This window comes from Nocardia sp. NPDC058640, assembly GCF_042716995.1.
Classification (GTDB): Bacteria; Actinomycetota; Actinomycetes; order Mycobacteriales; family Mycobacteriaceae; genus Nocardia.
The window spans coordinates 37,372-51,491 of sequence record NZ_JBHXRG010000019.1 but is presented as its reverse complement, the minus strand read 5'-3'; the positions used below and the strand labels follow the sequence as shown (position 1 = coordinate 51,491).

Here is a 14,120-nt window from a genome sequence, read left to right as displayed (position 1 = left end):
GAAGGGATCGAGTCCGACTCCGTCGAGCACGCCCGCCGCCGAACCGTCTCTTCGAGTTGCGGCCGCTCACTCCCGTTCGTGCAGGACCTGGTCGACCAGGCCGTATTCCAGGGCGGTCTCGGCGGTGAACACGCGGTCGCGGTCGGTGTCGCGGCGCAGGGTTTCCGGGGTTTGGCCGGTGTGCCTGGACAGGATCGCCTCGATCGACGCGCGCATGCGTACGATTTCGTCGGCCTGCAGGATCAGGTCGGGGATGGTGCCCTGGCCGCGAGTTGCGGGCTGGTGCAACACGATTCGGGTGTGGGGCAGCATCGCGCGGTGTCCGGGGGCGCCGCCTGCGAGCAGGACCGCGCCGACCGCGATCGCCTGGCCGACGCACGTGGTGTGCACGGGGGCTTTGATGAAGCGCATGGTGTCGTAGACCGCAAGCATGGCGGACAGGTCGCCGCCTTCGCAGTTGATGTAGAGGCTGATCGCCTGGCCGGGGCTGTCGGATTCCAGGTGCAGGAGTTGGGCGATGAGGGCGTTGGCTACGCCGGAGTCGATGGGGGTGCCCAGGTAGACGATGCGTTCGCTGAGCAGGTGTGAGTAGATGTCGGTGATCCGCTCACCGCCGCCGGGGTGCTGTGACACCACGTTGGGGATCGTGTAGGTCATGCGCTGGCCTTCCGGAGGTAGCTGAACGACGTGGAGTACGGGAGGTCCGCTGCGGCGAGTCCGCCACCGAACGGCACCGAGGCGACGATGCCCACCCCGCGCTGTGGGCCGCGCTCGCGGTGCGTGGCAGCGAGTACCTTGCGTACCAGCGACGGGAACCTGTGTGCGGCAGTGTTTCTCATGCGGTGATTCCGATGCGGTGACGGTTGGGCACGACCTGATCGAACGATTCGACGATGTGGTCGATGAACCCGTATTCCAGTGCCTGGGGTGCGGTGAACCAGCGGTCGTGCAGGGAGTCCTCGTAGATGCGGTCGAAGGGTTGGCCGGTGTCGGCGGCGATCAAACCGAGCACGGTGTCGACGGTGTAGCGCAGGTCGTCGGCCTGGACCTCGACCTCGACCGCGCTGCCGCCGATCCCCGCCGAACCCTGGTGCATGAGGACGCGGGCGTGCGGGAGGGCGTAGCGCTTGCCGGGTGCGCCGGCGGAGAGCAGGAATTGTCCTGCGCTGCAGGCCAATCCGAGGGCAAGAGTGGAGACTTCGCAGGGGACGAGGCGCATCACATCGCGGATCGCCAGCATCGACGGGACGGACCCGCCGGGGGAGTGGATCCACAGGGAGATGCCGGCTTCGGGGCTTTGGGCGCCCAGGGTGAGTAGTTGGGTGATGAGCAGGGTGCCGTTGTCGTCGTCGAGGGGGCCGTCGAGGACGAGGATGCGGCGGGCGAACAGTTGTTCGCGGGCTCGCCAGGTGAACATCGGGGTCTTGTCGTCGTGTGCCATGAGTCCACGGTGCCTCGCGGACACCATGTTTCGCCGCGATCGCTGCCCTCAGCAGATCTGCTCACGGCAGCGAGCCGACTTCACGTCGCGCCTAGCCGTCGAACCCGGCGTAATCACGCAATCGGCCTGCCGAGAATCAGTTTTCTGACTGTAAGGCGACGAAGTGTGTGATTGCGCCGGGTGCGGGCCGCGGATACGGCCGAGAGCCCGGTGTGCGAAGTCGCAGCACCGGGCTCTCGGGTCCAGTTACCTACTTGGCGTCGAATTCTCTTGCGCGGAGGGAGCGTTCGATGCCGGAGCGGCCTTCGGAGACCAGGCGGTACAGGGCCGGTGGGTGGTTGCCTGCGAGGAACTCGTCGGCTTTGGTTACCGCTTCTTCGGTGATTGCCCAATGGGGGTACAGGCCGATGACCACTGTTTGGGCTACTTCGCTCGAGCGGCGGTCCCAGACTGCGGGGATGTCGGCGAAGTACTTGTCCACGTACGGTGCCAGCAGTTCGCCTTGGCCTGCGGGGGCGAAGCCGCCGACGATGGCGCGGGCGGTGATGTTGGGGACGGAGTCGTCGGCCATCACGGTGTTCCAGGCCTTGGCTTTGGCCTCGGGGATCGGGCGAGCGGTGGCGGCGGTGGCCGCTTGGCGCTTGCCTGCGGCGGTGGGGTCGCGCTGGAGTTCGGCGTCGATGGTGGGGGTTTCGAGGCCGTCGGCGTCGATGCGGCCGCCTGCTGCCAGCGCGGTGACCACGCGCCAGCGCAGGTCGGTGTCGATGGTGAGGCCGGCCAGGCCGGCCGCGGCGGGGTCGCCGTCGAGCAGTTGCGCCAGCACGTCGAGGTGGCGGGCTTCCAGCTTCGAGCCGGTCAGCGCGTTGACGAAGGCCAACTGGTGGTCCGAACCGGCCTCGGCGTCGCGGGCCAGTTCGAGCAGCCGGTCGGCGAATCCCGGCCAGCCCTCCGCGTCGGCCCACGCGGGATCGGCGTAGCTGGCGATGGCGGTGTTGGCCTGCATGAGCAGGCGCTGCACCACGCCGATCTCGGTTTCGGAGCCGATGCCGCGCTGCACGAGCGCGACGAAATCGCGGGCCTTCATCTCGGCCTGCCGGGTCATCTCCCAGGCGGCGGACCAGGCGAGGGTGCGCGGCAGGGAGTCGGCGATGTCACCCACTCGCTGCACGACCACGTCCAGGGATTCGGGGTCCAGACGCAGCGAGCAGTAGGTGAGGTCGTCGTCGTTGACCAGCACCAGCGCACCGCGCGGCACGCCGACCAGTTCGGGCACCTCGGTGCGCGGGGCGGCGTCGAGGTCGAGCTCGACTCGCTTGGTGCGCACCAACTTTCCGTCGACATCGTCGTAGACGCCGATCGCGATCCGGTGCACGCGGTACTCCCCCGCGCCGGGCGCGGCGCCTTCCTGCACGACCGCGAAGCTCGAGAAGGTGCCGTCGTCGGCGACAGTGAAATCGGGGCGCAGGATGTTCAGGCCGGTGGTCTTGAGCCACTGCGCGCCCCAATCCGACAGATCGCGGCCCGACGCCTTCTCCAGCGCGGCGAGCAGATCGTCGAAAGTGGCGTTGCCGTAAGCATGTTCGGCGAAGTAGTCACGCAGACCGGCCAGGAACGGCTCCAGTCCGACGTAGGCCACCAGCTGCTTGAGCACCGAAGCGCCCTTGGCGTAAGTGATTCCGTCGAAGTTGACCTCCACCGCGTGCAGGTCGGGGATGTCGGCGGCGATCGGGTGGGTCGAGGGCAGCTGGTCCTGACGGTAGGCCCAGGACTTCTCCACATTCGCGAAAGTGGTCCAGGCACTGGTGTATTCGGTGGCCTCGGCCTGGCACAGCACCGAGGCGAAGGTCGCGAACGACTCGTTCAACCACAGGTCGTCCCACCACTTCATGGTGACCAGATCGCCGAACCACATGTGCGCCATCTCGTGCAGCACGGTCTCCGCGCGACGCTCGTAGGACGCGCGGGTCACCTTGGACCGGAACACATAATCCTCGAGATAGGTGACCGCGCCCGCGTTCTCCATCGCGCCCGCGTTGAACTCCGGCACGAACAGCTGGTCGTACTTGCCGAACGCGTAGGGCACGCCGAAGTTGTTGTGGTAGAACTCGAAACCCTGCTTGGTCTCGGTGAACAGCCGTTCGGCGTCCATGTGTTCGGCCAGCGACGCACGGCAGTACAGCCCCAGTGGGATCTCACCGCTGGCATCGCTGAACGTGTCGGTCCACTTCGCGTACGGCCCAGCGATCAACGCGACCAGGTAGGTGCTCATCCGCGGCGTGGTGGCGAAGGTGTGACGCACGACCGCGCCGATCTTCTCCTGCTCGACCTCGGCGCCATTGGAAATGACTTCCCAGTCGTCGGGCGCGGTAGCCACGACGTCGAAGGTGGCCTTGAGGTCGGGCTGATCGAAGCAGGCGAACATCCGCTTGGCATCGGCGGTCTCGAACTGCGAATACAGGTACACCTTGTCGTCGGTCGGATCGACGAACCGGTGCAAACCCTCACCGGTGTGCGAGTACTCGCACTCGGCCTCGACAATCAGTTCGTTGTCCTCGGCCAGGCCCGCCAGCGCGATCCCGGTCGACTCGTCGTAGGCGCTCACGTCGAGGGCAACCCCATTGAGCACCGCGGACCGCACTCGCAGCGCGACCAGATCGATGAACGTGCTCGCACCGGGCGTAGCGGTGAAGGTAACGGTGGTCTTCGATCCGAACGCGTCCGACACCTCAGACCCCGCACCACGCGGCTGATCGGTGAGGTCGAGTTCGATCTGGTAGTTCCGCACAGCCACCACGGCGGCACGCTCGACCGCTTGATCGCGGGTGAGATTCGGGGCAGACATTGATCTCCTTCGCTCTTCGACGAACACGGCTCTTCGGCGTCCACAATGCCACCCTCGCCACGGCGGCGCGCGCGAGTTATCGGCGCGGTGGTGTCGGCTCCTGGTCAGCCGAGTACATTCCCGATGACCACGAACGATCGTGGTCGCTCGATCGGCGCGCTGGTGCCACGCTCGTAGGGAATCTCGTGATCGTCTGGACCCGCTGGGGAATCTTGTTCTTTCTGCTCATCCCGGTGGTGATCTTGCCCGCGCTCGCGGCCGAGGAGGCGTTGATCGGTGGGCCGGTGCGCGGCGCGGGCGCGTTCCTGTTGTTCGGGGTGAACGCGCTGATTGTCACCGTGGTGTGGGCGCTGCTGTGGTACCTGATCGACGGGCTGGAGAAGCCTCGTCGTCTGGAGGTCGTCAGTGCCGACGGCGCGACCATGGTCGCGGTGACCCATCCCGAGACCGGGGAGCCGATCGAGTACGCGCCGTCGTCGTCGCTGTTCTTCATTCCGATCAAGTACCTGCCCGTGGTGGCGGGTGCGGCCAGCTTCATCGCGCTCGTCGCCGGTGCCACGCTGATGGTCGCGGAATAGGCGACGGTATCGTTTGCCCACGACAGGTTCGGTTCCACGGATTCGGAGGCCCACGGTGAAGCATGTGCACGCGGGGAAAGTTCGCGACCTCTATGAGGACGGCGATACCTTGCTGCTCGTCGCGTCGGATCGGGTTTCGGTCTATGACGTGGTGTTGCCGACGCCGATTCCGGACAAGGGTGCGTTGCTGACGCAGTTGTCGAACTGGTGGTTCGAGTACTTCACGGGGATTCCGAATCATGTGGTGTCCGCGACCGATGTGCCCGCGGAGTTCGCGGGGCGGGGGATTCGGGTGAAGCCGTTGAAGATGCTGTCGGTGGAATGCATCGCGCGCGGGTATCTGACGGGGTCCGGTCTCAAGGAGTACGAGCGGTCGGGGACCGTTTCCGGGATCGCTCTGCCCGCGGGGCTGCGTGACGGCGACAAGCTGCCCGAGCCGATTTTCACGCCGTCGACCAAGGCTTCCGAGGGGCATGACGAGGCGATCAGTTTCGCCGATGTGGTGAATCAGGAAGGTCGTGAGGTGGCGGAGAAGTTGCGTGATCTCACGCTGGAGATCTACTCGCGGGGGGCCGAGCATGCGGCGAAGGCGGGTGTGATCGTCGCCGATACGAAGGTCGAATTCGGTTGGGACGGTGAGGTTCTCACTCTCGGTGACGAGGTGCTGACGTCGGATTCCTCGCGGTTCTGGCCTGCTGACGACTGGGAGCCGGGTCGTCCGCAGGCCTCCTTCGACAAGCAGTTCGTGCGCGACTGGTCGACCTCCACCGGGTGGAACAAGGAATACCCGGGGCCCGAGATCCCCGCTGATGTCGTCGAGGGAACTCGCCGCAAGTACGAACAGGCTTATGAGCTGATCACCGGTCAGAAATGGGCCGGAATCCAGGCTTGATCCGACGCGGCGCCGAGCCGGCGCCGCACCCGATATCCACCACGTCAGTGCACGGGTGCCTCGACACCTTTGACCGCGCAGATGTGTTGGAGTGTCGTGTCAGTGCACGGGGGCCTCAACACCTTTGACCGCGCAGATATGGACCATGTTCTCGTTGCCCCACGCGCCGAGCGTGACCAGCGCCGCGTTGAGTGACACCCCGCGTTCGGTGAGCGAGTACTCCACCTTCGGGGGCACCTGCGCGTAGACCTCGCGGGCGATGATGCCGTCGTGCTCGAGTTCGCGCAGCTGCTGGATCAGCATTTTCTCGGTCACGCCGGGGACCAGGCGTTTCAGGTCGCCGAAGCGTTGGGTGCCGGTGGACAGGGCCCACAGGATCAGGGCTTTCCATTTGCCGCCCACGACGTCCAACGCGGCGTCGATACCGCAGGAATACGGACGCTCTCGCTGCTTCATGCTCGCCTTACTTACTTTTAGGTGGGTATTGCACTTGATAGTCGGTACTTGTCGAGTGTAGTGCAACCGGCGATTCTAGGAGGGCGTTGCCGATCGGCAGCGAAGAGCTTCGGGACTAGGAGAACAATGCCCAATCAGACTTCGGCACAGCATGTTTCGGTGATCGGACTCGGGGCGATGGGCACCGCGCTGGCGAAGGCGTTGCTGGCGGGCGGCCACGAGGTGACGGTGTGGAACCGTACTGCGGCGCGGGCCGACGCCGTGGTGGCCGACGGTGCGAAGCTCGCGGCGACCTCCGCGCAGGCGATGGCGGCGTCGGACCTGGTGATCCTGTGCGTGCTCGACGACGCCGCAGTACGCGAACACCTCGAGCCCGCCGCGGACCAGGTCCGCGGGAAGGTCGTGGTGAACCTGACCACCACCTCGCCGGAGCAGGCGCGCTCGCTGGGGCGCTGGGCTGACGCGAACGAGGTCGAGCTGATCGACGGCGGGATCATGGCCGTGCCCGAAATGATCGGTGGGCCTGCGGCTTTCGTGCTGTACAGCGGTGCGGCCGCGGGGTTCGAGCGGTTCCGTGCGGTGCTGGAGTTGTTCGGTCGTGCCGAGTTCGTCGGCGAGGATCTGGGCGCCGCCGCCATGTACGACGTCTCGATCCTGGGCGGCATGTACGCCATGTTCGCCGCGTTCCGCCAGGGTGGTGCGATGGTTCACGCCACCGGCGGCTCGGCTGCGCGCCTTGCCGAGTTGATGGGGCCGTTCCTGCAGGCGATGGCGAACCTGCTCGCGGGATACGCCCCCGGCATCGACAACCCGGCGGACTATGTGCAGCCCCAAAGCGACGAGTTCACCGCCGCCGCCATCGACCTGATCGACAAGTCCGCCGCCGAATCCGGCAACCCCACCGAGCTCTACCGAGTGCTGCGCCACAACCTCACCGGCCTGTGACTGGTCGCCTTGCCGTCGATGGCCCGTAGCCACTTGCCGGATCCGACCGGCGTAATCGACCAGAACGGCGCCGCATAGTCGCTTTTCCGACTGTGGTGGCGGCAGATTGGTCGATTACGCCGGGTTGCGACGTCGTCGCAACGGGTGAGCGCGCGGGGACCGGTCCCTGCGTGACTGTGGTTCAGGCGTTGACGAGGTCGACGGCGAGCAAGTCGTCGACGAAGGCCTCGGCTTTCGCGTCGAAGGCGGCGTAGTGGGTGGTGCGCGCGTCGCCGCTGATCGCCTCGCCGATCACGAGATTGCCTGCGGCATCGATACTTTGGGGCTGCTCCTCGGCATCGGGGAGTAGGCCGACTCGGGACTCCGCGAAACCGCTGTAGTAGGCCAGACCCTCGTTGAGCTGGGCTTCCAGTAGCTGTTGCATGCCGGGGAGGATCGCGTCATCGGCTGTCGCCCCGGCCAATCCGAGCCACAGAATGCGCTTGCCCGCCAGACGTGGCTTGCTGCGGCCGTAGGCGAAACCGTAGTTCCAGATGCGGTCGATCCACCCTTTGAGCAGGGCGGGCACGCTCTGCCAGTAGACCGGGAACACCACGACCACGACCTGGGCGGCCAGGATTCGCTGCATGTGGGCTTCGGCGTCGGGGGAGTACTGCTTGTCGCGGTTGCCCCACTCGGGCTGGTCGGCCACGGTCATGCGCGGGTCGAAGTTCTCCGCCTGCAGGTCGAGGTAGTCGATGGCGTAGCCGGCTGCGGTGAGCCGGTCGACGGCCTTGGCGGCGATATGGGCCGACAGCGAGTCGGCGCGATGGTGGCCGAGAACGACGAGTGCGGTCGGTGCGGACTGCTCGGCGTTGGGCTCACCGCTGGTCGGCGCAGTGGTGGTGGGCTGGGCGGCATGATGCGTCGCCGTGTCGAGGGTGGCCGGCGACGTGCCCGGTGTCGAGGAGTCGGTGGTGGTCAGTTCGGCGGTGGCAGTCGTGGTGGCGGCGGACTGGGTCACGGTGGGCTCCTGTTCGGTGATGCGGGCTGTTCGGCCCGATGTGTTCAGTCAACCGCGAATCATGTGGACGATCTATGGGTGATCATCTCCGGTCGATAGGAATTCGTCTATGCTGGGGGAGTGGACCCGTTGAGTTCGTTGCTGAGCGGCATTCGTGCCGAAGGATCGGTCGTGGCCCATGCGGTGCTGCGCCCGCCGTGGACGATTCGCTTCGCCGACCGGGCGCCGCTGATCATGGTGACGGTGCTGCGTGGCGGCGGCACGTTGGTGCTCGCCGATGGATCGCGCACGAGTCTGGTCGCGGGCGATACCGCGCTGGTGCAGGCCGGTGATCCGTTCCATCTCGCCGATACGCCCGCCGCGCTGGACCGCCCGCACGAGCGCTACGAATTGTCCTGCTTCGTGCCCGACGGCTTCGGCCCCGCCGATTTCACCTGCGCGACACCGGAATTGATCGAGGTACCGACGAGAACTGGTGTGCCAGGGGAGACTTCGTTGCTCGTCGGCGCCTACCGCGCGTCGGGACGGCGTCATGAACGGTTGCTGCGCGCGCTACCGCAGGTGATGGTCGTGCACGAAGACCCCGAAATGTGCCGGTGGCTGGAACAATCCGCCGCCGACGCGGTCCGCATGAGCGCGGGCTCGCAGGCACTGATGGACCGGCTGCTGGACTGGGCACTGGTCTGCACGCTGCGGTCCTGGCTGTCCGAACAGCAACATTGCGCGCCCGCCTGGTATCGGGGCATGGCCGATCCGGTGGTCGGGCCTGCCCTGACTGCCATCCATGATCGGCCGTTCGACCGCTGGACCGTGGCGAGCCTGGCCACCGAGGCGGCGGTCTCGCGCGCCCTGTTCGCCAAACGGTTCACCGAGGTGATGGGCGAACCGCCGCTGGCCTACCTCACCGAATGGCGGATGGCCGAAGCCGAGGAATTGCTCGCCGACCCGGCCCGCAGCGTCGCGCAGGTGGCGACCACGGTCGGCTACTCCGACGCCTTCGGCTTCAGCGCGGCATTCAAACGTTTGCGGGGGACCAGCCCGACCGAGTTCCGGGCCGCGCGGGTGTAGCGGACGCCTCGTGCCGGGCGGACGATGCGCCCGACCCGAGGTTGCCCACTCGTGGAGAGCCTGCCTGGGGAAAGTTGCGCTTGTGGGGATCGCACCGTGGCGACTCAGTCATAGCGTGCGGCTGGACCGGCGCCGGGCTGACCGAGGAAAGGCCACAGGCTCAGTTTCGTGGGGTGAGCAGGACCAGGGGGATCTCGCGGGTGGTCTTCTTCTGGTAGTCGCCGTAGCCCTTGTACGCGGCGACGACACGCGGCCACAGCTGCGCGCGCTGTTCGGGGGTGGCGATGGTGGCCAGCATCGGCCGCTCTGGCCCGTTGCGCAGCGAGACCTCGACGTCGGGGTTGTCGCGCAGGTTCAGGAACCAGGCCGGGTGGGTGTCGTCGCCACCGCGCGAGGCGACCACGACGATCGTGTCGCCGTCGATGACGGGCGCGGTCAGCATGGACTTGCGTGGGGTGCCGGACTTGCGGCCGATCGTGGTCAGTTCCAGGGAGGCCATTCCCATGAACGACGTGCCGATGCGGCCGCCGCTCACGGTGAGCAACGCGCGGTGGACGGCGTTCATGATCTTCAGCTGCAGGTCACTGGGCATACCGCGAATCTACCCCCACCGCCGCCGATCTCACCCGAGTTGGATCACCAGGCGGTTCAGGAACGGCCGCTGGCCTTTGCCGAGCTTCTCCGCCGCGGTGGCGAGATCGAACCATTCCGCCCGGTCGATCTCGGGGAATTCCGCGACCTGCCCCGATCGCGGCGGCCACTCCATCTCGAAGGTGCCGGGCACCACGTCGGCCGGGTCGAGATCGCCCTCGACGGTCCACACCTTGAGGATCTTGCGCTTGGCCCCGCTGCGGTAAGTCACCTGACCGAGCTCGGCCCACTCACCCTCGGGTGCGGGCAGCCCGAGTTCCTCGGTGAACTCCCGGCCGGCCGCATCACGCGCCGACTCCTCCTCGGACGCCAACTCACCCTTGGGAATCGACCACGCCGACGCATCTTTCTTCGCCCACAGCGGCCCGCCCATGTGCCCGAGCAGCACCTCGACCCCGGCTTCGCCTCGGCGATACACGAGCAGGCCAGCACTGATTACGTCCGTCATGACCGTGAGTCTGCCAGGCGCGGTGCTGTGACCTGGTCGCGGCGTCAGCTGTCATTACCGGTCGCCGCGCGCAGGTGAGCGGCACGCAACAGCAAGTAGTCGCGTTCGGGCGCGCTCGCCGTCTGCTCGGCGGCGCGGTGATACTCGACGACGGCCGCAGCCCGCTCACCCGCCATTTCGTACAGGTGCCCGCGCACGGCGGCGAGGCGATGGGAGCGCGACAGCGGTTCGGCGACGGTGTCGGCTACGGCGAGACCGGCGGCCGGTCCGTGGACCATCGCGGTGGCGACGGCGCGGTTGAGGGTGACCATAGGGTTGGGGTACAGGCGCTCGATCATGGTGTATAGCAGCAGGATTCGCGGCCAGTCGGTGTCTTCAGCGCGTGCGGCATCGGCGTGCACTCCCGCGATCGCGGCTTGAAGTTGGTACTGCCCCGTCAGTCCCGCCGGTAGGGTCGCGGTGAGTAACCGCAAGCCTTCTGTGATCTGCGGGCGATCCCAGCGGGAGCGGTCCTGTTCGGTGAGGGGGATCAGTTCGCCGTGGGGCCCGCAGCGGGCGGCTCGGCGGGCGTCGGTGAGTAGCATCAGCGCGAGAAGGCTTGCCACCTCGGTATTTTCGGGCAATAGGGAAAGTAACGTGCGCGTGAGACGGATCGCCTCGGCGGACAGGTCGGCGCGACGCAAGCCCGCGCCCGAAGTACTGGTGTGGCCTTCGGTGAAGATCACGTACAGCACCTGCAGCACCGCACCCACCCGCGCGCTGTCGTGCGCCCCGTCGGCGAACGGTCGATCTGATTCGGCCAGGCGCTTCTTTGCCCGTGAAATACGTTGTCCCATAGTCGCTTCGGGAATCAGGAACGCGGCGGCGATCTCGGCGGTGCTCAATCCACCAACCGCACGCAACGTCAGCGCGACGGCCCCTGCGGGCGGTAGGTCGGGGTGGCAGCACAGGAAATACAGGTCGAGAGTGTCGTCACGCGCCACCGGTTCGACAGGCACATCCCGTTCGAAAACCGTTGTCTCCCTGCGCCGCCGAGCCGCCTCCGCCCGCACCGAGTCGGCCATGCGCCGCTGTGCCACCTGGATCAACCAGCCACGCGGATTCTCTGGCAGCCCGTCACGCTGCCATTGCGTCGCCGCCGCCAGCAGGGCTTCCTGCACCGAATCCTCGGCCAGGTCGAAATCGCCGAAGCGGCGCACCAAGATGCCGAGGACCTGCGGCGAGAGTTCTCGCAGCAGGTCCTCGATGCGTACGGTCACTGCACCTCGGGCGCGCTCATGATCTGGCGCACTTCGATGTACTCGCCGATCGGCTTGCCGCCGGGGCCCGGCGCCGCCGACGCCTGCGCGGCGATCTCGACCGCGCGCTCGACGGAATCGACGTCGATCACCCAGTACCCGGCCAGGAACTCCTTGGTTTCGGGAAACGGGCCGTCGGTCACCACCGGCGCCGAACGGCCGTCGGAGCACACGATCATCGCCTGGTCGGGCCCTGCCAGGCCCTGGGCGTCGACGAGCTCGCCCGCCGCGGCGAGCTGTTCGCCCAGCATGCGCTGGAAATCGATGTGCGCGGCGATGTCCTCGGGTGCCCACTCCGGGAAGGGTGTGGTGCAGTAGGCGGCGTCTGCATAGGTCTTGACCAGCATGAACTTCATGATCCGGCTCCTTCTCGGTGCGCCCCGGTGGCGCTCTCGATGGATGGTCGGAGCCGATCAGCCGTCTTCGACACAACCTGAGATGTGAACTGGATCACAGTGGGATATTCGGGTCGGTCAGCCGTGCGGGATCGACGGGTTCCTCGGACAGGATCAGCTCCTTGATCCGGTCGGTGACGTCCCAGACATTGACGTTCATGCCCGCGCGCAGCTTATTGTCCTTGTCGAGCCAGAACGCGACGAACTCCCGCTTGTCGAGGTCGCCGCGCACCACCACCCGCACGTCGTCCTCGCGCCCGACATAGCCGGTGTACTCCATCCCGACGTCGTACTGATCGCTGAAGAAGTACGGAAGCCGGTCGTACACAGCCACTTTGCCCAACATCGTCTTCGCGGCGACGGCGGGCTGATTCAGTGCGGTCGCCCAGTGTTCGACCCGGATCAACCGGTGCAGCAGCGGATGTTCCTCCTCGGCGATATCGCCCACCGCGACCACATCGGGGTTGCTCGTGCACAGCGCCGCGTTCACCAGCACGCCGCCGTCCACCGCCAGGCCGGCCGCGGTCGCGGTCTCGATATTGGGTTGGGCGCCCACCGCGACCAGCACCGCCTGCGCGCCCACCACCGTGCCGTCGCCCAACTGCACGCCGGTGGCCTCGCCGTTTTCGGTCAGGATCAGGTCGACGGTGGTGTTCGTGCGCAGGTCGACGCCGTGCGCGCGGTGCAGGTCGGCGTAGAACCGGCCCATCTCGGGGCCGAGCACGTTGATCAACGGCAGGTCCGCCGACTCGATCAGCGTGACCTCGACGCCTTTGGCGCGGGCCTGCGCGGCGACCTCGAGACCGATCCACCCGGCGCCGATGATCACCAGGCGCTTGTCCGTGCGCAACACCCGCACCAGCGCGTTCGAATCGCCGATGGTGCGCAGCGTGTAGACGTTCGGCGCGTCGGCACCGGGAATGTCCAGCCTGCGGGCGCGTGAACCGGTGGCAAGGGCGAGTTTGTCGTAGTCGAGGGTGGAACCGTCGGGCAGCGTCACCGTTTTGGCGATCGGATCGAACGCGGTCGCGGTGGTGCCAAGGCGCAGGTCGACATTGTGGTCGCGGTACCAAGCGGCCGGGTCGACGGTGAAATCGGGCAGTTGTTCGGTGCCTGCCAGATGCTGTTTGGACAGCGGCGGGCGCTCGTACGGCAGTTCCTCCTCGGCAGCCAGCAGCGTGACGTGGCCGTCGAAGTCGTTGGCGCGCAAGGCTTCGGCGACTTTCGCGCCACCAAGACCCCCGCCGATGACGACAAAATGCTGATTCGAACTCATGAACGATCCCTTCTCGCGCAACGAGCCGGACCACCCGAGCCTAGTGCCGCAATTCGTGCGCGGGAACGATTCCGGTGGCGATGCGGTTGCACCAGTCGGCGGGGCGATCCGACTCGCCGCAGCTGACCCGAGAGGAACCCATCGTGAGCGAACAGGCCACCAAGGATGTCGCCGATTTCTGGTTCGACCCGCTGTGCCCGTGGTGCTGGATCACCTCCCGGTGGATCCTGGAAGTGGAGAAGGTGCGCGATATCGACGTGCGCTTCCACGTGATGAGCCTGGCGGTGCTCAACGAGGGCAAAGACGATCTGCCGCAGCAGTACGTGGAGATGATGGCTGCCGCGTGGGGCCCGGTTCGGGTCGTCATCGCCGCCGCGCAGAAGTACGGCGACGAGATCCTGTCGCCGCTGTACACCGCCATGGGCACGCGCATCCACGACCGCAAGGCCGAATACGAGCGCGCCACGCTGCAGGAGACCTTCGACGCGGTGATCGCGGACTCGCTGGCGGAGCTGAACCTGCCCGCCGAACTCGCGCAGGCGGCCACCGACGCCGACTACGACGAGGCGCTGCGGATCAGCCACCACGCGGGCATGGACAAGGTGGGCCCCGATGTGGGCACCCCGACCATTCACGTGAACGGCACCGCGTTCTTCGGGCCGGTGCTGTCGCGCATCCCGCGCGGTGACGACGCGGGCCGCGTGTGGGACGGCGTGGTCGCGCTGGCCTCGTACCCGCACTTCTTCGAGCTCAAGCGCACCCGCACCGAGGACCCGGTCTTCGACTGATCCGCGCAGGTCGGGGGGTGTCGCAGCGGGCACCCCTGA

At 66.9% G+C, this 14,120-nt stretch carries 16 protein-coding genes; 5 read left to right on the top strand and 11 right to left on the bottom strand.

Going from position 1 to position 14,120, the window contains the following annotated elements:
- Positions 1 to 66: 66 nt before the first annotated feature.
- The 4 genes from ACFWU5_RS19965 to pepN form a co-directional block, all read right to left on the bottom strand.
- Positions 67 to 657: a ClpP family protease gene (locus tag ACFWU5_RS19965; protein WP_379268198.1), complete on the bottom strand. Its 591-nt coding sequence runs from the start codon at positions 655 to 657 to the stop codon at positions 67 to 69.
- The gene (locus ACFWU5_RS19960; protein WP_379268197.1) at positions 654 to 839 is read right to left on the bottom strand and encodes a hypothetical protein; all 186 of its coding nucleotides are present in this window, start codon (positions 837 to 839) and stop codon (positions 654 to 656) included. The genes ACFWU5_RS19965 and ACFWU5_RS19960 overlap by 4 nt, the downstream gene beginning before the upstream one ends.
- Entirely contained in the window at positions 836 to 1,441 is a 606-nt protein-coding gene (locus ACFWU5_RS19955) for a ClpP family protease (RefSeq protein WP_379245048.1), read from the bottom strand. The genes ACFWU5_RS19960 and ACFWU5_RS19955 overlap by 4 nt, the downstream gene beginning before the upstream one ends.
- A gap of 250 nt (positions 1,442 to 1,691) precedes the next feature.
- Entirely contained in the window at positions 1,692 to 4,283 is a 2,592-nt protein-coding gene (gene pepN / locus ACFWU5_RS19950; protein ID WP_379268196.1) for an aminopeptidase N, read from the bottom strand.
- Positions 4,284 to 4,468: 185 nt separating this feature from the next.
- On the opposite strand from pepN, the gene ACFWU5_RS19945 reads away from it, so the two are divergent.
- A complete protein-coding gene (locus ACFWU5_RS19945) occupies positions 4,469 to 4,861 on the top strand; it encodes a hypothetical protein (protein WP_379245052.1) in 393 nt (130 codons plus the stop codon).
- 55 nt (positions 4,862 to 4,916) lie between these two features.
- Complete coding sequence (locus ACFWU5_RS19940) at positions 4,917 to 5,753, top strand: phosphoribosylaminoimidazolesuccinocarboxamide synthase (RefSeq protein WP_379268195.1); 837 nt, start codon at positions 4,917 to 4,919, stop codon at positions 5,751 to 5,753.
- A gap of 99 nt (positions 5,754 to 5,852) precedes the next feature.
- Here ACFWU5_RS19940 and ACFWU5_RS19935 read toward each other — a convergent pair whose 3' ends face one another.
- Positions 5,853 to 6,209 (bottom strand): winged helix-turn-helix transcriptional regulator, encoded by a 357-nt coding sequence (locus ACFWU5_RS19935; RefSeq protein ID WP_379268194.1) that lies wholly within the window; start codon positions 6,207 to 6,209, stop codon positions 5,853 to 5,855.
- Positions 6,210 to 6,230: 21 nt separating this feature from the next.
- Between ACFWU5_RS19935 and ACFWU5_RS19930 the strand changes: the two genes are divergently transcribed.
- Entirely contained in the window at positions 6,231 to 7,154 is a 924-nt protein-coding gene (locus tag ACFWU5_RS19930) for an NAD(P)-binding domain-containing protein (protein ID WP_379268193.1), read from the top strand.
- Between the two features lie 181 nt (positions 7,155 to 7,335).
- Here the strand turns inward: ACFWU5_RS19930 and ACFWU5_RS19925 are convergent, their stop codons facing one another.
- Positions 7,336 to 8,157 carry an NAD(P)H-dependent oxidoreductase gene (locus tag ACFWU5_RS19925; protein WP_379268192.1) on the bottom strand — a complete coding sequence of 274 codons (822 nt, stop codon included), beginning with the start codon at positions 8,155 to 8,157 and terminating at the stop codon, positions 7,336 to 7,338.
- 120 nt (positions 8,158 to 8,277) lie between these two features.
- On the opposite strand from ACFWU5_RS19925, the gene ACFWU5_RS19920 reads away from it, so the two are divergent.
- On the top strand, positions 8,278 to 9,225 hold the full coding sequence (locus tag ACFWU5_RS19920) for an AraC family transcriptional regulator (protein WP_379268191.1): 948 nt from the start codon (positions 8,278 to 8,280) through the stop codon (positions 9,223 to 9,225).
- Between the two features lie 160 nt (positions 9,226 to 9,385).
- Here ACFWU5_RS19920 and ACFWU5_RS19915 read toward each other — a convergent pair whose 3' ends face one another.
- The 5 genes from ACFWU5_RS19915 to ACFWU5_RS19895 all read right to left on the bottom strand — a co-directional run bounded on the left by ACFWU5_RS19915 (position 9,386) and on the right by ACFWU5_RS19895 (position 13,293).
- Positions 9,386 to 9,817, bottom strand: coding sequence for a nitroreductase family deazaflavin-dependent oxidoreductase (locus tag ACFWU5_RS19915; RefSeq protein WP_379245062.1), 432 nt, complete (start codon positions 9,815 to 9,817; stop codon positions 9,386 to 9,388).
- A gap of 30 nt (positions 9,818 to 9,847) precedes the next feature.
- Complete coding sequence (locus tag ACFWU5_RS19910; RefSeq protein WP_379268190.1) at positions 9,848 to 10,324, bottom strand: NUDIX domain-containing protein; 477 nt, start codon at positions 10,322 to 10,324, stop codon at positions 9,848 to 9,850.
- A gap of 44 nt (positions 10,325 to 10,368) precedes the next feature.
- On the bottom strand, positions 10,369 to 11,583 hold the full coding sequence (locus ACFWU5_RS19905) for an RNA polymerase sigma factor (protein ID WP_379268189.1): 1,215 nt from the start codon (positions 11,581 to 11,583) through the stop codon (positions 10,369 to 10,371).
- A complete protein-coding gene (locus ACFWU5_RS19900) occupies positions 11,580 to 11,978 on the bottom strand; it encodes a YciI family protein (RefSeq protein ID WP_379245068.1) in 399 nt (132 codons plus the stop codon). Before ACFWU5_RS19900 ends, ACFWU5_RS19905 begins: the two co-directional genes overlap by 4 nt.
- Positions 11,979 to 12,072: 94 nt before the next feature.
- Positions 12,073 to 13,293 (bottom strand): NAD(P)/FAD-dependent oxidoreductase, encoded by a 1,221-nt coding sequence (locus ACFWU5_RS19895; RefSeq protein WP_379268188.1) that lies wholly within the window; start codon positions 13,291 to 13,293, stop codon positions 12,073 to 12,075.
- A 143-nt stretch (positions 13,294 to 13,436) separates the two neighbouring features.
- Between ACFWU5_RS19895 and ACFWU5_RS19890 the strand changes: the two genes are divergently transcribed.
- Positions 13,437 to 14,081: a DsbA family protein gene (locus ACFWU5_RS19890; RefSeq protein ID WP_379268187.1), complete on the top strand. Its 645-nt coding sequence runs from the start codon at positions 13,437 to 13,439 to the stop codon at positions 14,079 to 14,081.
- The last annotated feature ends 39 nt before the right edge of the window (positions 14,082 to 14,120 follow it).

Coding starts and splice junctions, on each gene's coding strand:
- ACFWU5_RS19965 (WP_379268198.1), bottom strand. CDS start 657: ATGACCTACACGATCCCCAACGTGGTGTCACAGCACCCCGGCGGCGGT.
- ACFWU5_RS19910 (WP_379268190.1), bottom strand. CDS start 10,324: ATGACGGACGTAATCAGTGCTGGCCTGCTCGTGTATCGCCGAGGCGAA.
- ACFWU5_RS19900 (WP_379245068.1), bottom strand. CDS start 11,978: ATGAAGTTCATGCTGGTCAAGACCTATGCAGACGCCGCCTACTGCACC.
- ACFWU5_RS19895 (WP_379268188.1), bottom strand. CDS start 13,293: ATGAGTTCGAATCAGCATTTTGTCGTCATCGGCGGGGGTCTTGGTGGC.
- ACFWU5_RS19960 (WP_379268197.1), bottom strand. CDS start 839: ATGAGAAACACTGCCGCACACAGGTTCCCGTCGCTGGTACGCAAGGTA.
- pepN (WP_379268196.1), bottom strand. CDS start 4,283: ATGTCTGCCCCGAATCTCACCCGCGATCAAGCGGTCGAGCGTGCCGCC.
- ACFWU5_RS19915 (WP_379245062.1), bottom strand. CDS start 9,817: ATGCCCAGTGACCTGCAGCTGAAGATCATGAACGCCGTCCACCGCGCG.
- ACFWU5_RS19955 (WP_379245048.1), bottom strand. CDS start 1,441: ATGGCACACGACGACAAGACCCCGATGTTCACCTGGCGAGCCCGCGAA.
- ACFWU5_RS19935 (WP_379268194.1), bottom strand. CDS start 6,209: ATGAAGCAGCGAGAGCGTCCGTATTCCTGCGGTATCGACGCCGCGTTG.